Here is a 19,388-nt window from a genome sequence, read left to right on the forward strand (position 1 = left end):
ATATGAGTTTTAAAGACAAAGTCATTTATCAAATTTATCCCAAATCCTTTTTAGATACCAATCAAGATGGTGTCGGGGATTTGTTAGGGATTCAAAAAAAATTACCTTACCTAAAAAAATTAGGGGTGGATATGTTATGGTTGAGCCCAATCTATCCTAGCCCTCAAAATGATAATGGCTATGATGTTGCAGATTATACGGCGATTAATCCGTTGTTTGGTACTATGGAAGATTTTGAAAGCTTGATGGCAGCCGCAAAAGACTTGAATATTGAAATTATGCTGGACATGGTTTTCAATCATGTCTCGACAGATCATGAGTGGTTTCAAAAAGCCTTGGCGGGTGAAAAAAAATATCAGGATTATTTTATTTTAAGAGATCAGCCAACGGATTGGGTATCAAAATTTGGTGGCAATGCTTGGGCACCATTTGGTGATACCGATCAATATTATTTACATCTATACGATGAAACGCAAGCTGATTTAGATTGGCATAATCCAGCAGTACGGGATGAACTATTCAACGTTTTACGTTTTTGGTTGGATAAAGGCGTCAAAGGATTCCGTTTTGATGTGATTAATGTGATTGGTAAAGATCAAGTCTTACAGGATTGTCCTGAAAATGATGGCAAGCCAGCCTATACCGATCGCCCGATTAATCACGAATTTATTCATATGATGAACCAAGCTACTTTTGGTCATGATCCTGAAGTGATCACTGTTGGAGAGATGAGTTCAACGACAATTGAAAATTGTATTTTGTACACAGAACCCCAACGGGAAGAATTAAATATGACCTTTAATTTCCATCACTTGAAAGTTGATTATCAAGACGGTAAGAAATGGACGCAAATGCCCTTTGACTTTGAAAAATTAAAGGAACTATTCCATAGCTGGGGCACACAAATGAGTGTTGGAAATGGTTGGAATGCACTTTTCTGGAATAATCATGATCAACCACGAGCGTTGAATCGTTTTATCGAAGTGGCAGAATATCGGGTTGCAGGCGCCAAAATGTTAGCCAGTGCCATCCATTTAAATCGTGGTACGCCATATATTTATATGGGAGAAGAAATCGGCATGCTAGATCCTGATTTTGATTCTATGGCAGAATATGTCGACGTAGAGAGCTTAAATGCTTATCAAGAATTAATCGCTGCTGGTAAAACGGAAAAAGCAGCGTTTGAAATCGTCAAAGCTAAATCCCGTGATAACTCTCGGACGCCAATGCAGTGGGATCAAACCACTTACAGTGGTTTCTCAGAGACAACACCGTGGCTACCGCTAGGTAAAACGGCAGACAGCATCAACGTAGAAAAAGAGCTGACAGAAGGATCAATCTTTAGTTATTATCAGCAACTGATTCAATTACGAAAAGAATATCCAGTTATTTCGGAAGGAACCTATCAAGCCTTCTTAGCAGAGCATCCAGCGATTTATGGGTATCTTCGTAGCTATCAAGACCAAGAATTACTGGTGTTAAATAACTTTTTTGCTGAAGCAGTCGTGATTGAACTCCCAGAAAGATTTATGAAGGGTGAAGTCCTGATTAATAATTATCCAGCGGCAGAACTGACAAAAGAATTAGTTTTAAAATCATATCAATCATTGGCGATTTATCGTTAACAAAAAGCAGGAGAATCCGTTTTCTCCTGCTTTTTTTTGTTTTTCACAATTTATTACTAGCAATAATTAGAAATTTAGCGATAATATGAAAGGGAATGAATTTGAAAGGAAGTTTTTCATGGGCACTTATCAAGAAGATACCAAAGTCCAAAAAAATCGTTGGTGGATTTTGGTATCAGTGGCGTTATTTACTTTTATGTCGACATTGGATGGAAGTATCGTTAACATTGCTTTACCTACCATGTCGAAAGATTTAAAGGTACCAATGAATCAAGCGGAATGGGTTGTCTCAATTTATTTGATGGTGGTCTGTTCTTGTCTATTATTATTTGGGAAAGTCGGCGATAGCTTCGGTAAAATTAAAGTCTATCGAGTAGGCACGATTATTTTTACGATTGGTTCATTATTATGTGGATTCAATCATTCGTTGGCCTTTTTATTGTTTGGACGGATTGTTCAAGCAGTCGGCGCTAGCATGACGATGGCGACCAATTCAGGTATTATTACTGAAATTTTTCCAATGAATGAACGAGGTCGCGCATTAGGTTCCATTGGAGCATTTGTTTCGTTAGGTTCGATTGCCGGTCCGGGACTTGGTGGTTTGATTTTATCTCAGTTACCGTGGTCATACATTTTTTGGATCAATGTTCCAGTGGGTTTGATTACTATTTTAGTTGGTAACTATTTCTTACCGAAAGATTTAACGATGTCCCGCAAAAAAATTGATTGGCTGGGCTTTATGACTTTTTCTGTAACCATCATGACCTTTTTTGGCGGAGTGTTTATCGGACAAGAAGTCGGTTATTTACACGCTTTACCAGTGAGTTTAGTGGTTGTTGCGGTGATTGCTTTTGTGGCATTCATCCAAATCGAAAAGAAAAAAGCCAATCCATTAATTGTTTTCAGTATTTTTAAAAATAAAATGTTCACCATTAGTTTGATTACAGCTGTCTTGATTTTTTCATCAAACTTCTTTATCAACGTCGTGTTGCCGTTTTATTTACAAGATGCCCGCGGTTTAAGTGCGAGTTTTGCTGGATTATTAATGATGGTCTTTCCTGGATTGATGATTATTGGTTCTCCTTTGAGTGGCTATTTGACTGATAAAATCGGTCCTAAAATGTTAATCCTAACGGGTTTGGTTTTACTGTCGGCAGCGCAATTAATGTATAACTTTATGGATGTTAAAACGGCGTTGTGGTATTTCATCATTACCACTGCGTTGATGGGTCTAGGTAACTCATTATTCCAGTCACCTAATAATACAATGGTGATGAGTAGTGTCACCAAAGAAAATCTAGGCGTAGCTGGTAGTTTGAATTCTTTTGCCCGTAATTTGGGGATGGTGATCGGGGTTTCTTTATCTACCACGATTTTGTATAGCGGCATGAGCGCAGCTTATGGTCAAAAAGTAACGACTTATCTGACCAATCGTCCCGACATTTTTATTTTTGGGATGCGCGTCACTTTCACTGCTTCCTTTGTTTTGTGTTTTGTCGCATTGATTTTATCAATTTTCAGATTTAGAAAGGGTGGAAAAGATGGCCAATGAAGTTGAAACTTATTTAATTGAAAAAAAGATTCCTTTCACAGCAATCACACTACCAGTTGAAGATGAAGAATTAACTGAAGTGCCAAAGGATGCTGAAAAAATCTTTAAAACGTTAGTCTTAAAAGGGGATAAAACCGGTGTCGTGATTGCTTTAGTACCTTGGCAAGCCCGATTAGATTATAAGAAAGCAGCTAAAGCAACGGGAAATCGCAAAATTGGTTTTCCGCCAATGGATTTTGTCTTAGAGCATACCGGCTATGTTCACGGAGCCAACACACCGATTGGTATCCAAATGCACCATCCTGAATATACGTTGTTAATTGACCAAAGTATCAAGGATTATCCGTCAGTCATTATTTCCAGTGGTGAATTAGGTCACGCTGTTGAAATTGCTGTGACTGATTTATTAGAACTGTTACAATCGTCGGTGGTTGATTTATTAAAAGTCTAAAAAGAAGTTAATCGCTACCATATCGATGGCGATTAACTTCTTTTTTTGTATTACTTCTGTTATACTATATTCGCAAAGCTGTACTATTTTCATGAAATAGAAATCAGGGGTGGATTATGGCAACAAAGCACGATTTAATCTTAGAACACATAGAAAGCTTACCAGTCGGCGAAAGAATTTCAGTCCGTGGAATAGCAAAAAATTTACAAGTCAGTGAAGGAACAGCCTACCGTGCTATTAAAGATGCGGAAAATATCGGATTGGTTTCAACCATTCAACGGGTAGGAACGATTCGGATTGAGAGAAAACTTAAAAAGAATATTGAACGTTTAACTTTTGGTGAAGTAGTTAGAATCATCGAAGGGGATGTTTTAGGCGGAGCCAGTGGTTTAGACAAAGACTTACATAAATTTGTGATTGGTGCCATGACAGAAGAAGCTATGGAACGCTACATTACGCCAGGCGCTTTACTGATTGTGGGGAACCGTCTAGGTGCGCAGCGTTTGGCTTTAAAAGATGGTGCCGCTGTTTTAATTACCGGTGGATTTGATACGTCAGCAGAGATTGCTGCTTTAGCCGATGAATTAGAATTACCCGTATTACGGACTACTTACGATAGTTTTACGGTAGCGACGATGATTAACCGGGCTTTGAGTGACCAGTTAATCAAAAAAGATATCATGCAAGTCAGTGATATTTTTATGCCATTAGAAAAAACCTCTTATTTACAATTAGGCGATACGATTGCTGATTATAATCAAACATCTGATTTAGTGGGACATTCACGTTTTCCAGTAGTGAACCGAAACTTGCGAGTGATGGGTGTCGTTACCGCAAAAGACGTGATTGGAAAACCGGAAAATCAATTAATCGATCGAGTCATGACGAGAGACCCTTTGACCGTTAAAGGAAATACCAGTGTCGCTTCAGTCAGCCATCAAATGATTTGGGATGGCTTAGAAATGATGCCAGTAGTAAAAGATGATTTAACCATCATTGGGATGGTTTCTCGGCAAGATGTCATGAAGGCGATGCAGCTAGTCCAAAGACAGCCGCAAATGTCTAATACGATTTCCGATCAAATTATTGGGGATCTACAAACAATCGATACCGACCGCGAGGGCAATTCTTTAGAAACACCTTACTTCAAATTTGATGTGACACCTCAGATGGTTAATAGTGTCGGAACGATTTCGTTTGGCGTATTAAGTGAGTTAGTCGCCAATGTAGCCCAACGTTCGATTTTTATGGACCAACGCCGCAATACTATGATTGAACAGATTAATTTACATTATTTACGCTTGATTCAGTTGGAAAGTGAGATTGAAATCCATCAGAAAATTTTAGAATTAGGACGTCGTTCGGGGCGTTTAGATGTCGAAGTGTATATTGATAAAATGATTGTAGCTAAAGCCATTGTTGTGATGCAAGTAATGGAACGGAGTTAATATTTTTTGAGACAGAATGGAGAACGTATGGAAATTTTAGAAGAGATTTTTAGCAAGATAAAAGAATATCAACGGATTATTATTCACCGTCATCAACGGCCTGATCCAGATGCTTTAGGCTCACAAGTCGGATTGGCAGAAGCGATTCGTTTTACTTTTCCGAATAAAGAAGTCTATCAAGTCGGTGGACCAGTAGAAGGCTTAGAATTTTTAGCGGAAATGCAAGAAATTCCTGATGATTATTATCAAACTGCCCTAGTGATTGTGACTGATACAGCCAATACTCCGCGGGTCAGCGACCAACGTTATCATACCGGGGATTTTTTAATAAAAATTGACCATCATCCCAATGATGAACCTTATGGAGATATCCATTGGGTTAAGACGAGTGCCAGTAGTAGTAGTGAAATGATTGCAGATTTGATTAATCAAACAGATTTAAATATGTCGGAAAATACCGCGCGATTACTTTATGCGGGAATTGTTGGTGATACCGGACGATTTTTATACCCAGCGACCACTAGTCATACTTTAAGAATAGCCGCGGAGCTTTTAGATTATGGGATTGATGCCGCAAAACTAAATCGTGAAATCGAGCAAATCTCCTTTAGTGTAGCGAGACTTTCAGGTTATCTGTATCAACATTTAACCGTTGATGAAAATGGGGCAGCTTATGTCTATTTAACCAAAGAAATCATGACGGAATATGGGATTATCGATGCCGATACTTCAGCGCTGGTACCATTACCAGGTGTGATCGATGAAGTCTTGGCTTGGGGTGTTTTTGTAGAACAGCCGGAAGGTTATTATCGTGTGCGATTACGTTCTAAAGGACCAGTGATTAACCAATTAGCCAAAAAACATCACGGTGGTGGACATCCATTAGCCAGTGGTGCCAATGCCCATGATAAAAAAGAAGCCCAAGAAATTTATCAAGAAATTCAAGCCTTGTGTCGGGACTTTAAACAAAGCAATTCTTAGGAAACAGTTCACAATAAGTTCACTAAAAAATGATAAATTAGTCGTCAGAGGATTAGTGAAGAATAGGAGAGTGACAAGTTATGTACGGTGGTTATGGATTATTTAGTCTTTTTGATCCAACCTTTATTTTAGTGATTATTGGTTTAGTCATTACCGGTGCTGCTTCCGCTTATGTAAAATCAACATATGCAAAATACGATGAAGTTCGTAGTCGCAAAGGCGTGACTGGGACAGAAGCTGCTCGCTATATTTTACAAAACCAAGGAATCAATGATGTCGGTGTGACCCAAATTTCGGGAGATTTAACCGATAATTACAATAGTGGCAATAAAATGTTGAGTTTGTCGGAATCAACCGCACAATCAACATCAGTTGCAGCGATTGGTGTAGCCGCTCACGAGTGCGGTCATGCGGTTCAGGATGCTAAACATTATATACCGATGAAGATTCGTGGTGCGATCGTTCCTGTTGCAAACTTAGGATCTACCTTGGCCTTTCCTTTGATTTTAATCGGCGTGTTTATGAGCTGGAATCAAACCTTGATCAATATCGGGATTTTTGCTTTTTCATTGGCTTTATTATTTCAAATAATCACTTTGCCAGTGGAATTTGATGCTTCAAGAAGAGCCTTGAAAATTTTAGGTCAAGGGGATTTGTTAGATAGTGAAGAACTAGCAGCAGCCAAAAAAGTACTATTTGCGGCAGCTTTGACTTATGTCGCTGGTGCGATGGCGACTTTCTTGCAGTTATTGCGGCTAGTCATATTATTTGGCGGTAACAATCGCCGAAATTAACACTGAATTTTTTTACAAATTTCAAACCTGTGGTATGATGAAAAAGAGGGGCGAAAACTATGAAAAATTCAACAAAAATCAAAATTGGTGTCAGTGCTTTAGCTGTTGTCGGTGTCGCAAGTGTTGCAGTGGTTTCTGGGAAGGTCATTGAAAAAGCCCATCATCTGTCAAACCGTTGTAAAGTGAAACGGTTCGTCAATGATAAATTCGATGGTAGCGAAAGACTTCTAGGAATCGTGGATAAATTATCAGATGAAGATTTAGAAAATCTGATGAATATCCTAGCAAAGATAAAGGTCGGCAAAAAACGTGTATCTGTTTATGGTGAATCCATCAAAGACAGTACAGAAGATTTAAAAGATCGTTTGTTCCAATTTGTTGATAAAATGATGTAAAATTTTGAACCAGTGGATAATTTCCATTGGTTTTTTTGTTATAGTAAAAGAAAATGATTATTGGAGTTTTTATGGAAAGAATCAGTTCGTTTAATCAAGCAGAAAAAGATTTTTTTATGATGGAAGCCATCAAGGAAGCAAAAAAAGCGGAAGCCATCGCCGAAGTTCCCATCGGAGCAATCGTCGTGTATCAAGGTGAGATTATCGGTCGCGGACATAATTTAAGAGAGCACAGTCAAGATGCCACCAGCCATGCTGAAATGTTTGCGATTCAAGAGGCTTGCCGAAAAATTGAAAGCTGGCGCCTAGAAGAGTGCCAACTTTTCGTGACGCTAGAACCTTGTCCCATGTGTAGTGGCGCAATGATTTTGGCACGAGTGGAGGAAGTTTATTTTGGGGCAGCCGATCCGAAAGGTGGAACTGCCGGAACCTTGATGAACTTGCTGACAGATCAGCGGTTTAACCATCGAGCATATGTAGAAGGCGATATTTTAGCTGAAGAATGTGGCACTTTATTGACCAATTTTTTTAGACAAATTAGAGCTAAGAAAAAAAAGACTGGTCAAAAAGAGTAGTTTTTGTTATACTAACTTTTGCCGAAAGGCTAGGGCAATGGCAGGCTTGTGAATTGTGTCAGATCCGGAAGGAAGCAGCACTAAGCAGGATCTGCTATGTGCCTGATTATATTGTTGATTCAGCATCTTCGTTGGAAGGTGCTTTTTTTGTTGTACAAAAATTTGAAAGCTACATGAAAGAGGCGTAGAATTAAGGGCAACTTAAGAGGAGGGTTTTGAAAATGCAAGAGAAAAAAGCTTTTCATATGAATGGATATGTTGGTTTGTTAGGCTTGGTGATATTATTTGTTGCCGGGGGCTTATTGTTTTTACGGGGAACCTTGAGTGAAAGTAGCAGCTTGGTAGTTATCGGGATTGTTTTGTGGATTATTACAGTTCTGTTTTTAAGTTCGTTAACGATTGTCGGACCGAATCAAGCCAAAGCAGTTTTATTTTTTGGAAAATATTTAGGCACGATTAAGGATAATGGCTTGTTTATCACAACTCCTTTGACCCAAAAAACCAATATTTCAATGAAGGTACGTAACTTTAATAGTTCATTGTTGAAGGTTAATGATTCTGACGGTAATCCAGTTGAGATTTCAGCAGTGGTTGTGTTTAAAGTAGTCGATACGGCGAAAGCTTTGTTTGATGTTGATTACTATTTAGATTTTGTCGAAATCCAAAGTGAAACAGCGATTCGTCATATTGCCACTCAATATCCTTACGACACCTTTGATGAAAATGATTTAACTTTGCGGGGAAATACTGAAGAAGTTTCTGAAAAATTGGCGTTAGAATTACAAGAACGTCTAGCAATTGCTGGTGTAGAAGTCGTGGAAACCCGCTTGAATCATTTGGCTTATGCTACTGAGATTGCCAACGCAATGCTTCAACGTCAGCAAGCCAAAGCAATCTTATCTGCACGACAAACAATCGTGGAAGGTGCAGTGACCATGACGCAAATGGCTTTAGAACAAATCGAAGCTGGTCAACAAATCGCTTTTAGCGACGATAAAAAAATTCAATTGATTAATAATTTACTGGTGTCTATTATTACCGATAAAGGAACTCAACCAGTGATTAATACTGGCGATGTGGACAATTAGCGAGGTGACCAATGAAAACTTTATACATTAAGCAAAAAGTCTTTAGTATTGGCGAAAAATTTACTGTCACTGATGAAAATCAGCAACCACGATTTTACGTGAATGGTAGCTTTATGAAGATTCCAAAAACTTTTGAAATTACCGATGAACAAGGCCGAGAAGTCAGTAAGATCACTAAGAAAACCATCAGCCTATTACCAAAATTCTTTGTTGAAATTGACGGTAAAGAAATGGTGGAGATTCAAAAGAAACTGACTTTTTTAAAAGCCAAGTATGAAATTAATGCTGATGGTGTCAGTGTTGATGGCAATTGGTGGGACATGGATTTTAGCGTTGAACGTAAAGGAAAAACCTTGGCAGAAATTCACAAAAAATGGGTTTCGTGGGGCGATACCTACGAAATTAAAATATTTGATGAAGACTATTTAATTATGATCTTGTCGATTGTAATTGCCATTGATCGGGTAAAAGCAGATGAATCAGCGAATAGTAGCTCAGGTTCTAGTAGTTAGAAATAGCCGGGAAAGTGATTAGCTTTCTCGGCTTTTTTCGATCTTTAATAATTGGGCTTTGATGGCTAAACCTTTTTCACCAGAACCGGAATAGCCAGTTAATTGACCATTTTTTCCTAGGACGCGGTGACAAGGGACAATGATTGCCAGGGGATTGTTGCGATTGGCTTGACCGATCGCTCGGACAGCTTTTGGTCGGTCGATATTTGTCGCTTGTTCTTGATAGCTGCGGGTTTCTCCATAAGGAATGGTTTGTAATTCCCGCCAAGCAGCTTGTTGAAAAGGCGTGCCACTTAAAAATTTTATTGGTACGCTAAAGTCAATTCGTTCGCCAGCTAAGTAGCCGATGATTTCATCTTTGGCTTGCAATAGAATCGCTTGATTAGCCTCAGCAGTTTCAGGAATTTCACTGTAGGAAACCTGCGTCAAGCTAGTTTCATCAGCATCTAACCAAATCGGACCAAGAATAGAAGAAAATTTCATGGCAATGGCTCCTTTACTTCGGGATTTTTATAACTCTATGGTACTATAAAAACAGTTTAAACTAGTGAGAAAGAGGCTTGTTATGGAAAAAATTAACATTTTACATACGAATGATTTGCACTCCCATTTAGAAAATTGGCCTAAAATTCGCCGCTTTTTATTGAGTCGTAAACAAGCGGAAACTACCGATGGTCCAATTATTACCGTGGATTTAGGTGATTTTGTGGATCGCTGGCATCCTTTAACTGAAGCAACCAATGGTCAGGCGAATGTCCAGCTAATGAATCAGATTCATTATGATGCTGCCACCATCGGTAATAATGAAGGGGTGGGCAATTCAAAAGCGGAATTAAACCATCTATATGATGAAGCAAATTTTGATGTTTTATTAGATAATTTATTTGATAAAAATACGTTACAACCGCCGGAATGGGCGCAACCAAGTAAAATAATGACGACAGAAAAAGGGACCAAAATTGGCTTAATCGCTTTTACTGCGCCTTTTCCATTGACTTATAATCCCAATGGCTGGGATATTCGCCAAGAAACGGATATTTTACCCCGCTTGGTGGCAGATATGCGTCCGAAAGTGGATGTACTAATTTTGCTGAGCCATTTAGGGATTAGTGTCGATCGCCGCATTGCGGTAGAATTTCCTCAAATCGATTTGATTTTAGGTTCTCACACCCATCATTTATTTGAAAAAGGCGAAAAAATCGGCAATGTTCAGCTGGCGGCTGCTGGAAAATTCGGTCAGTATGTCGGTGAAGTCGATCTCTACTTAGATGATGATCATAAGATTGTTAAGACCAAAGCCGATACTTTTGCGACAGCTGATATGTTGGCATTACCAGAGGATGAAGAAGAAATTGCTGGCTATTTTGCAGAAGGGCATCAGTTATTAGCAGAAAAGACCGTCGCTAAGATTCCTTTTGAGATGACCCAAAAACCTTTTGGCGATCATCCCATGATTAAATATGCTTTGAAGGCAGTGGAAGAATCCGCAAATACAGAGGCGGCTATTTTGAATACCGGTTTATTTTTAGCAGATTTACCTAAAGGGGTCGTCAACCAAGATCAGCTCCATGAAGCTTTGCCTCATCCGATGCATTTAATCAAAGTAACTTTTAGCGGCAGTGATTTGATTCGTTTGATTTTTGAAATGGAAAAGAATCGTCATTTTCTAATTCAATTTCCTGTGATGGGCATGGGCTTTCGTGGAAAGGTTTTTGGTCATTTGGTGTATGACGGTATCGAATATGACGCCGTTAATCACCAAGTCCGTTATTTAGGTGAGCTGGTGGATCCGGCTGGTACGTATAGTATTGTTACGGTGGATCATTTTATGTTTGTCCCCTTTTTCCCAACGATTGAAATTGCTGGTGATTATCAATTTTTATTTCCGGCTTTTATTCGGACAGTTCTGGGAGACTATCTCCATCGTCACTACCCAATCCAATAAAAACAAGGTATAATAACTTTCAGGTGGTGAGAAGATGTCAGAAACAAAAGAAAAAAATGTCACAGATGAAATGACATCTGTACTTGAAGAAATCGTAGAAACCCCCGTTGAAGAAAAGAAAAAAGGTGAGTTGGTAACCATGGTAGACGACAAAAATCTACTGGTAGGCGAACGCCAATATCAACTAGTAAAAAATTATCGTGACGGCTTTGATGCCGACATGTTAGGTGAACGCTTCAGCGATGTCTTGAGTCGCTATGATTATGTCGTAGGTGACTGGGGCTATGAAAAATTACGTTTAAAAGGTTTCTTTAGAAGTGATGATCGTAAAAGCAATCCCGAACAACGGATTGATACGTTAGAAGACTATTTATATGAATATTGTAACTTTGGCTGTGCTTTTTTTGTGATTGAGCGGACTGGTGGTAAAAGAAGTAATGCCAATCGTAAGAAACGTAAACGACCAAAAAATAAAAAAGTGACTAACCAAGCCTACACAGAAGAAAAAAAGGTGGCTGTTAGTAATCAATCCAAGAAAAAACCAGTGATAAAAAATCGCAAACCGAAAAAAGAAACAACTAGTAAACCAAAAGAACAAGATAACCAAGGTCGTTTTGTGATTCGACAAAGAGAAGAGTGAGTATGTGAAATATCAAGGGTATTTAATTGATTTAGATGGAACCATCTATCGCGGAACAGAGCCGATTCCAGCGGGACGCCGCTTCGTAGAAAGCTTACAAAAACAAGAAATTCCGTTTTTATTTTTAACCAATAACACAACGAAAACTCCAGCGATGGTGGCTAGTCGTTTGAAAAATGAATTTGCGATCAATGTACCGGAGGAAACGGTGTATACCGCTACTTTGGCAACGATTGATTATATGAAGGATTTACATTTAGGCAACAAGGTTTATATTATCGGTGAACCCGGTTTGGTTGAGCCGATTTTGGCAGCTGGTTTTGTTTGGGATGAAGAAACTCCAGACTATGTAGTAGTTGGCCTAGATACAGAATTAACGTATGAGAAATTTGTCAAAGCTACTTTAGCCATTCAAAAAGGCGGGAAATTTATCGGCACCAATCCAGATAAAAATATTCCGACAGAACGTGGACTTTTACCAGGAGCTGGTTCTGTGATTGCCATGGTGGAAGCTTCGACGCAACAAAAAGCGACTTACATCGGTAAGCCTGAAGCCATCATCATGGATAAAGCCATCGAAATTCTCAATTTAAAAAAATCAGAAGTCTTAATGGTAGGGGATAACTACACGACGGATATTCTAGCAGGAATCAATAATCAAGTTGATTCACTTCTTGTCTTATCAGGCTTTACTCAAAAAGCTGAAGTAGCCACTTTACCAGAAGCACCGACATATGTAGTGGATTCTTTAGATGAGTGGTCATTTGAATAGCTGGAAATGGCTGGAGCGATTAGGTTTAATTTGTTGGATTTTTACCTTGTTGACTTTAGCGATTACTTTAACGATTAATGCTCGTTGGTTATATAGCTTTTCGGTGGATCATTTAAATGTGTTGGACTATGTAACTTTTTCAAAAAATCAACTGATGAAAAACTTCGATCAGCTGATGCATTATTTGAATTTACCTTGGGTAGATCAATTAAAGATGTCTGATTTTCCAGTCTCTGAAAGTGGTGCCGTGCATTTTGTAGATGTGAAAAAGTTATTTCTACTGAATTATGGTGTGTTAATTGTGACCATCATTCCCAGTATTTTTTATTTGCGTCATTTAGTGAAGACGAAGCGTTTATGGACCATGCAGCGACCCTTTAAAATTGCTTTTGTCATTCCTTTGGTAATTGCAGCTGTTGGTGCGTTGAATTTTAATCAGTTCTTTGTCTTATTCCATGAAACGTTTTTCAGTAATGATGACTGGATATTTAATCCGGTGACTGATCCGATTATCAATGTACTGCCAGAAGATTTCTTTATGTATTGTTTTATTTTATTTTTTGTATTACTAGAGGTATTTTTCTTGGTGCAGATTTTCATTGGCAAACGTTCTTTAAAAAGAGATGTCTTGTAAGCGACGAATTTTCGTTGCTTTTTTTTTGCAAAAAATCGGTTGACCCTCCACTTAGGGGAGATTATATCCTAGTAAATGAAAGGGGCGGTCGATGATGACAATCTGTGTCGAAGCAAAAAATCTAACCAAAAAATATGGAGGGAAAATAGTTGTAAAGGGCTTAAGCTTTTCAGTCAAGGCAGGAGAAGTTTTTGGGTTGTTGGGACCTAATGGCGCTGGGAAATCTACTACAATTGAATGTCTCCTAGGTATTCGCAAACTGGATGCTGGAGAAGCTAAAATTTTCGGTAGCAATCCTAGAAAGAATCGTCAGACTGTTTTTCAAAAGGTCGGGGTTCAGCTGCAATCATCCAGTTATCAGGACATGATTCGGGTGCAAGAATTGTGTGAAGAGATGGCTAGCTTGTACGAAGCGCCAAGAGACTATCGAGAATTGCTGACATTATTTGGTCTTGAACCATTCTTGAAACAAAAAGTAGCAGATTTATCAGGTGGACAAAGACAAAAACTTTCAATTATTTTAGCCCTCATTCCGCAACCGCAAGTGATTTTTCTAGATGAGCTAACGACTGGCTTAGATACTGAAGCGCGGCGAGAAGTTTGGCAAACGTTGTTAGATCTAAAGAAGCAAGGCTTGACGATTATTTTGACAACTCATTATATGGAAGAGGCTGAAATGTTGTGTGATCGGGTATTTTTAATAAAGGATGGGCAAAAAGTGATCACGGGTGAAGTGGAGGAAGTCATTCAACAAACAATGTACGACAATTTAGAAGAGGCGTATCTTTTTTATATGGGAGGGAACAAGCATGCATAGTTTATTAACCTTAACAAAAATTCAAGGGAAATTAGCGACGCGAACATTGGATGGCATTATTTTTGGGATTGGTATGCCTGTTTGTGTATTACTTTTGATTGAGATGATTGCTGGCAATCATTCGGCAAACGGTGCGGATTATACTTTTTTAGACAGTAGTTTTGCGTCTTTGTTGGCTGTCGGTATCTGTGCAACAGCTTTTATGGGGATTCCGCTGACGATCTGTGATTATCGGGACAAAAAGATTTTGAAACATTTTTTTGTGACGCCGGTTTCTCCGCTGGTAGTTATATTGGCGCAATTTATCGTAGCAGCCTTGACCGCGATTGCTTCAGCGGTTATCGTGATATTTGTAGGGATTGTCTTCTTGAATTATCAAATGCAGGGCAGTTGGCTAAAATTAATTGGCGGCTACTTTTTAGTGATGTTCAGTATGTATGGTTTAGGTTTATTGATTGCTAGCTTGTGTAAAAATTTGAAGATTGCTAACGTTGTTTGTACTTTTGTTTATTTTCCAATGTTGTTTTTATCGGGAGCGGTGATTCCTTTTGAATTATTTCCTAAGGTAGTTCAACAGGTCGCTACTGTTTTACCTTTAACCCAAGGTATCAAACTTTTAAAGAGTATCACTTTGGCGCAGCCGTTAGAAAATCAAGGGATGATCATTAGCTACCTAGTCCTTCTAGGTATTCTCACCTTCGTTGTGGCAATCAAAATTTTTCGTTGGGAGTAGATGAGATGGAAGAAGAAAAATTATATCGGATCGGCATGTTTTCTAAAATGAATCAAGTGACGATTAAAACATTGCGCTATTATGATGATATTGGCTTGTTGAAGCCACGTTTTATTGATCCTGATAATGGTTATCGCTATTATAGTGCAGGTCAAGTAGGACAGTTGCATCAATTATTGGCACTAAAAAAGATTGGTTTTTCGATTGAAGAAATTCAAGCCAGCACCCAGGGGAAAGCAGAGAATAATTTGCTGCAGCACAAAAAGGTCCAACTTTTACGGGAAATTGCCGAGAAGACTCAAATGTTATCGATGATTGAAAGCTATATGCAACAAGATTATTTGCAGACTTATCACATGGTGGAAAAGAGACTGCCAGAAGTGATTATTGCTTCCGTTCGCAGAACAGTCAATACTTATCAGGAACTTTTAACCGTTGTGCCAGAAATGGGGCGCTTAATGGAACAAGCTGGTTGTGAATGTCGGATTCCTGAATATTGTTTCAACATTTATCACGATCAGGAATATCGCGAAAGTGAAATTGATTACGAAATTTGTGAAGCGGTCACCGAAATGAAGGCCGATTTTGGCGAGTTGAAATTTAAGATAATCGAAGAAGTGCCACGAGCTGTTTGTACGATGCATCGAGGCGCTTATGAAAATCTACCACAAGCCTACGCAGCGATATTGAATTATATTGAAGCCCATGGTTTCGAAATAGCTGATTTGCCGCGAGAAAATTATATTGACGGTATCTGGAATAAAGAATCGACTGAAGAATGGCTGACAGAAATTCAAATACCAGTAAAATAAAAATGAGACAGCGCTAGAAAAAAATCTAGTGCTGTCTCGTTTTATTTCATTGAGCCATCTAATTTTTGTGGTTCTTCGTGGGCCAAACGACTGGCCGCCGCCGCCGCAATTGCGCCCACTAAGTCATCTAAAAAAGTATGAACATGAACACCATCATGGCTGTTTAATTTTTCTAAAATCCCTGGTTTGACTTTGTCGATATAGCCATAGTTAGTAAAACCAATAGAACCAAACACATTGACGATCGATAACGCCATGATTTCATCAATGCCATACAAGCCCTCATCTTCCTCGATGATTTCCTGCAAGGGTGAGTCTAGTTTTTTTTCTTCGGCTAATTTATCCAGTTGCACACCGGTAATAATCGCATTGTGGACTTCTCGTTTAGTCAACACTCGATCAACGCTGTAAGCACATTGTTCAAGGGTTAAATCCACCACATAATCTTTTTGTAAAAAGAAAACCAATTCGGCGATGTCGTTGATTGAAACACCTCGTTCTACCAATAAACCGCGAGCAAATTCTTCTAAATGATCTGTCTCAAAAACCATATCAATTCTCCTGTTCTTTTAGTTTTGGAAATAAGCTGGTACTGTGGACGGGTTGACGTCTTGTTTTAGGATCATTATAAAATAGCGCATTGTTAATGGCTGTCGGTGCTTCACCAAAACCAGTAGCAATTAGTTTTACCTTGCCATCATAGTCGACAATATCACCAGCAGCAAAGACGCCATTTAAGGAAGTCTCCATATTTGAAGCCACTTCAATCCCACGGCGAGAATTGTCAATTCCCCAAACTGTCAAATGATCCAATGAAGAAGTAAAACCATAATTGACCATCAAAGTATCGACGTCTAAAGTTTCAAACTCATCTGTTTTAGCTTTTTGCAAAGTAATTCCCGTTAAATTTTGTTCACCATGGAGTTCTTTAATTAAATACGAGGTATATAGCTTAACAGTTGAATTTTTTAATTTTGTCACACTGTGTTCATGCCCCCGAAATTCTGGGCGGCGATGAATTAAGGAGACTTCTGCAGCAATTGGTTCTAGCATTAAAGCCCAGTCAATCGCCGAGTCACCTCCACCAGCAATCGCAACTTTCTTGCCAGCATATTGCATCAAATCATTTATATAGTAAGCAATCCCATTATTCTCAAAGTAATCCGCTTTTTCCACTTGTAATTTTCGTGGCTGGAAAGAACCGTTTCCTAAGGCAAGGATGACCGATTTACTATAATGAACGTCTTTATTGGTGGTCAAGATAAAGTAATCTTCTTTTTTTTCTAAATGTATGACTTCTTCAGCTAAACAATAAGTATGAGAAAAAGTTTGTAGCTGTTCTTCTAAATTATGAATCAGGTCACCGGCTTTAATTGCAGGAAATCCTGGGATATCATAAATATATTTTTCGGCATAGAGTGTGGTTAACTGTCCGCCAAGCTGTGGTAAAGAGTCGATGATTTTAGTTTTTGCTTGTCGAATTCCAGCGTAAAAAGCGGCATACATACCGACTGGTCCGGCTCCGATAATTGTTACATCATATATTTCCATAGCAAACTTCCTTTCGAGCTCTTATTGTAACAAATCTTTTATGAGAAATGAATTAATGTGAAATCTGGCGAAAATCTGATAAAATGTAATCAGTAAAATTAAAGGAGGAAATTAATTTGTTTCCACAATTAAACATTGATGCTCATTTTGGTCCAAAAGCAACAATCAAAACCAATATGGGAGATATTAAAGTCGCATTATTTATCGACGAAGCACCAAGAACAGTTCAAAACTTTATTGAATTAGCTAACAAAGGTTACTACGATGGTGTAATTTTTCACCGTGTTATTCCTGATTTCATGATTCAAGGTGGCGATCCAACCGGTACTGGTATGGGTGGCGAAAGTATCTATGGTGCAAAATTTGAAGATGAATTTTCACAAAAATTATTTAACGTTCGTGGTGCATTATCGATGGCAAATGCTGGTCCAAACACTAATGGTAGCCAATTTTTCATCGTAAACAACCAAAATGTACCAGATAATATGTTAGGTCAATTGGCTGATGCTGGTTTCCCAAATGAAATTGTCGAAACTTATAAAGATGGTGGAACACCTTGGTTAGATGGTCGCCATACTGTTTTCGGTCAAGTCATTGATGGAATGGACGTTGTCGACGCCATCGGTGCAGTGAAACGTGGACCACAAGATAAACCAGTCAACGATGTAATCATCGAATCAATCGAAGTAGAATAAAAAATAATGCCCCTCAAAAGTTGGTTTTTAAGTCAGCTTTTGAGGGGCATTTTATTTAGATGAATTAATTTTTACAAACATTTCTTGATGCGCTCTAAACCTGCTTGCAATGTTTTTAGCGGACAAGCAACATTTAAACGCATATGATGGGCGCCACCAGAACCATAGCTAATCCCCGGATTTAAAACGACTTTTCCTTCATGAACCAATTTATTTTCTAATGCCTCATCAGTTAAACCATATTCAGAAAAATCTAACCACAAGAGATAGGTTCCTTCCGGCTGCATGATCTTGACTTTTGGAAGATTTTCAGCAAAGAATTCTAAAGTATAAGCAATGTTTTTCTTTAAATAAACCAGCAATTCGGCTAGCCATTCTCCACCGGTTTCATAGGCGGCTTGCATGCCCACCATTCCAAAAGTATTGACCTCGTGTTGGAAGTTCATCTGTTGATATTGTTCCAAGCGTGTCTTCAAGGCAGGATTTTTAACGATGGCTACAGCACTTTTGATGCCAGCTAAATTAAATGTTTTAGTGACTGAAGTAAATTTAATCGCAAAGTCATCGAAGGAACCGGCTGTCAGAAATGAAGTCATTTCGGCTGGTTCAAATACTAGATCTTGATGAATCTCATCTGCCAACACGATAACATGATATTTTTTACATAGTTCGCCTAATTGTGTAAGTTCCGCTTTCGACCAGACACGTCCACCGGGATTATGGGGGTTACATAGAATAAAAGCTTTGATATTTTGCTTTTTGAATTTTTCTTCCATATCAGAAAAATCCATTTTAAATTGTCCCTTTTCTTCAATTAAACGACTACGGACCAATTTTCTTTTATTTCGTTTTACAATGTCAGCAAAGGGTGGATATATGGGATCGTGAATCAAAACAGCGTCATTTGCTTGTGTGAAGGTTTGAATCGCCGTTGTAATTCCTGCTAATACACTAGTGAAAAGTAAAATATTCTCAGTGGTTAATGATAAATTATATCTTTTCTTCTCCCAATTTATCAAAGCGGAAAACAAGTCATCACTGGCTGCTGTATAACCAAAAATTCCGTGATTCAATAATTTTTGATAGCTGTCAATCACCCCTTCAGGAGCTTTAAAATCCATATCGGCAATCCACAAAGGAAGTAAGCCACTTTCATTGTGCATCTTATTAATTTCGTCCCATTTAATACTTTGTGTTCCGGTCCGATTAATTTCTTGATCAAAATTTACCATAAAAAAAATCCTCCTATTCGTAACATGACCTCTCTCATTAACAGTATACGTTTTACAAGCAAGAAATAGTAATAAAAAATGCTTTCTTCTAAAAAACTATAATAAATTAAACTTTTCAAGTATAATGAAAAAGCGA

22 protein-coding genes and 1 other RNA gene are annotated in these 19,388 nt (G+C 38.4%); 19 read left to right on the forward strand and 4 right to left on the reverse strand.

Going from position 1 to position 19,388, the window contains the following annotated elements:
• The first annotated feature begins 2 nt into the window (after positions 1 to 2).
• From treC to ACVWNY_RS01660, 11 genes are all read left to right on the forward strand, one after another.
• Complete coding sequence (gene treC / locus ACVWNY_RS01610) at positions 3 to 1,625, forward strand: alpha,alpha-phosphotrehalase (protein WP_218327527.1); 1,623 nt, start codon at positions 3 to 5, stop codon at positions 1,623 to 1,625.
• Between the two features lie 118 nt (positions 1,626 to 1,743).
• Positions 1,744 to 3,177 (forward strand): MFS transporter, encoded by a 1,434-nt coding sequence (locus ACVWNY_RS01615; RefSeq protein WP_454071581.1) that lies wholly within the window; start codon positions 1,744 to 1,746, stop codon positions 3,175 to 3,177.
• Positions 3,167 to 3,628: a YbaK/EbsC family protein gene (locus tag ACVWNY_RS01620; protein WP_218327525.1), complete on the forward strand. Its 462-nt coding sequence runs from the start codon at positions 3,167 to 3,169 to the stop codon at positions 3,626 to 3,628. The genes ACVWNY_RS01615 and ACVWNY_RS01620 overlap by 11 nt, the downstream gene beginning before the upstream one ends.
• Positions 3,629 to 3,744: 116 nt before the next feature.
• Positions 3,745 to 5,076, forward strand: coding sequence for a DRTGG domain-containing protein (locus ACVWNY_RS01625; protein ID WP_218327524.1), 1,332 nt, complete (start codon positions 3,745 to 3,747; stop codon positions 5,074 to 5,076).
• Between the two features lie 27 nt (positions 5,077 to 5,103).
• Positions 5,104 to 6,057, forward strand: coding sequence for a DHH family phosphoesterase (locus tag ACVWNY_RS01630; RefSeq protein ID WP_218327582.1), 954 nt, complete (start codon positions 5,104 to 5,106; stop codon positions 6,055 to 6,057).
• A gap of 80 nt (positions 6,058 to 6,137) precedes the next feature.
• Entirely contained in the window at positions 6,138 to 6,851 is a 714-nt protein-coding gene (locus ACVWNY_RS01635) for a zinc metallopeptidase (RefSeq protein WP_218327523.1), read from the forward strand.
• A 59-nt stretch (positions 6,852 to 6,910) separates the two neighbouring features.
• Complete coding sequence (locus ACVWNY_RS01640; RefSeq protein ID WP_218327522.1) at positions 6,911 to 7,246, forward strand: hypothetical protein; 336 nt, start codon at positions 6,911 to 6,913, stop codon at positions 7,244 to 7,246.
• Between the two features lie 71 nt (positions 7,247 to 7,317).
• Positions 7,318 to 7,821: a tRNA adenosine(34) deaminase TadA gene (tadA, locus tag ACVWNY_RS01645; protein WP_218327521.1), complete on the forward strand. Its 504-nt coding sequence runs from the start codon at positions 7,318 to 7,320 to the stop codon at positions 7,819 to 7,821.
• A gap of 21 nt (positions 7,822 to 7,842) precedes the next feature.
• Positions 7,843 to 7,941: signal recognition particle sRNA small type (gene ffs, locus ACVWNY_RS01650), an RNA gene on the forward strand.
• A gap of 101 nt (positions 7,942 to 8,042) precedes the next feature.
• The gene (locus tag ACVWNY_RS01655) at positions 8,043 to 8,909 is read left to right on the forward strand and encodes an SPFH domain-containing protein (RefSeq protein ID WP_218327520.1); all 867 of its coding nucleotides are present in this window, start codon (positions 8,043 to 8,045) and stop codon (positions 8,907 to 8,909) included.
• Between the two features lie 11 nt (positions 8,910 to 8,920).
• Positions 8,921 to 9,421 carry an LURP-one-related/scramblase family protein gene (locus ACVWNY_RS01660; protein ID WP_218327519.1) on the forward strand — a complete coding sequence of 167 codons (501 nt, stop codon included), beginning with the start codon at positions 8,921 to 8,923 and terminating at the stop codon, positions 9,419 to 9,421.
• An 18-nt stretch (positions 9,422 to 9,439) separates the two neighbouring features.
• Here ACVWNY_RS01660 and ACVWNY_RS01665 read toward each other — a convergent pair whose 3' ends face one another.
• Positions 9,440 to 9,904: a methylated-DNA--[protein]-cysteine S-methyltransferase gene (locus ACVWNY_RS01665; RefSeq protein ID WP_218327518.1), complete on the reverse strand. Its 465-nt coding sequence runs from the start codon at positions 9,902 to 9,904 to the stop codon at positions 9,440 to 9,442.
• An 82-nt stretch (positions 9,905 to 9,986) separates the two neighbouring features.
• On the opposite strand from ACVWNY_RS01665, the gene ACVWNY_RS01670 reads away from it, so the two are divergent.
• From ACVWNY_RS01670 to ACVWNY_RS01700, 7 genes are all read left to right on the forward strand, one after another.
• Positions 9,987 to 11,366, forward strand: a complete 1,380-nt coding sequence (locus ACVWNY_RS01670) for a bifunctional metallophosphatase/5'-nucleotidase (RefSeq protein ID WP_454071582.1) — start codon at positions 9,987 to 9,989, stop codon at positions 11,364 to 11,366.
• A 34-nt stretch (positions 11,367 to 11,400) separates the two neighbouring features.
• The gene (locus ACVWNY_RS01675; protein ID WP_218327516.1) at positions 11,401 to 12,006 is read left to right on the forward strand and encodes a YutD family protein; all 606 of its coding nucleotides are present in this window, start codon (positions 11,401 to 11,403) and stop codon (positions 12,004 to 12,006) included.
• Positions 12,007 to 12,010: 4 nt separating this feature from the next.
• Positions 12,011 to 12,778, forward strand: a complete 768-nt coding sequence (locus ACVWNY_RS01680) for a TIGR01457 family HAD-type hydrolase (RefSeq protein ID WP_218327515.1) — start codon at positions 12,011 to 12,013, stop codon at positions 12,776 to 12,778.
• A complete protein-coding gene (locus ACVWNY_RS01685) occupies positions 12,759 to 13,412 on the forward strand; it encodes a TIGR01906 family membrane protein (RefSeq protein WP_218327514.1) in 654 nt (217 codons plus the stop codon). The genes ACVWNY_RS01680 and ACVWNY_RS01685 overlap by 20 nt, the downstream gene beginning before the upstream one ends.
• 94 nt (positions 13,413 to 13,506) lie before the next feature.
• Positions 13,507 to 14,229: an ABC transporter ATP-binding protein gene (locus ACVWNY_RS01690; RefSeq protein WP_218327513.1), complete on the forward strand. Its 723-nt coding sequence runs from the start codon at positions 13,507 to 13,509 to the stop codon at positions 14,227 to 14,229.
• Positions 14,222 to 14,962, forward strand: coding sequence for an ABC transporter permease (locus tag ACVWNY_RS01695; RefSeq protein WP_218327512.1), 741 nt, complete (start codon positions 14,222 to 14,224; stop codon positions 14,960 to 14,962). Before ACVWNY_RS01690 ends, ACVWNY_RS01695 begins: the two co-directional genes overlap by 8 nt.
• Positions 14,963 to 14,967: 5 nt before the next feature.
• Positions 14,968 to 15,774 (forward strand): MerR family transcriptional regulator, encoded by an 807-nt coding sequence (locus ACVWNY_RS01700; RefSeq protein WP_218327511.1) that lies wholly within the window; start codon positions 14,968 to 14,970, stop codon positions 15,772 to 15,774.
• A 41-nt stretch (positions 15,775 to 15,815) separates the two neighbouring features.
• Here ACVWNY_RS01700 and ACVWNY_RS01705 read toward each other — a convergent pair whose 3' ends face one another.
• The gene (locus ACVWNY_RS01705; RefSeq protein WP_218327510.1) at positions 15,816 to 16,325 is read right to left on the reverse strand and encodes a phosphatidylglycerophosphatase A family protein; all 510 of its coding nucleotides are present in this window, start codon (positions 16,323 to 16,325) and stop codon (positions 15,816 to 15,818) included.
• A 1-nt stretch (position 16,326) separates the two neighbouring features.
• A complete protein-coding gene (locus ACVWNY_RS01710) occupies positions 16,327 to 17,325 on the reverse strand; it encodes an NAD(P)/FAD-dependent oxidoreductase (RefSeq protein ID WP_454071583.1) in 999 nt (332 codons plus the stop codon).
• Between the two features lie 110 nt (positions 17,326 to 17,435).
• On the opposite strand from ACVWNY_RS01710, the gene ACVWNY_RS01715 reads away from it, so the two are divergent.
• A complete protein-coding gene (locus tag ACVWNY_RS01715) occupies positions 17,436 to 18,020 on the forward strand; it encodes a peptidylprolyl isomerase (RefSeq protein ID WP_343214738.1) in 585 nt (194 codons plus the stop codon).
• A gap of 71 nt (positions 18,021 to 18,091) precedes the next feature.
• On the opposite strand, the gene ACVWNY_RS01720 is transcribed toward ACVWNY_RS01715, so the two are convergent.
• Positions 18,092 to 19,252: a MalY/PatB family protein gene (locus ACVWNY_RS01720; RefSeq protein WP_454071584.1), complete on the reverse strand. Its 1,161-nt coding sequence runs from the start codon at positions 19,250 to 19,252 to the stop codon at positions 18,092 to 18,094.
• Positions 19,253 to 19,388: the final 136 nt, after the last annotated feature.

Source organism: Enterococcus sp. JNUCC 77, from assembly GCF_054819945.1.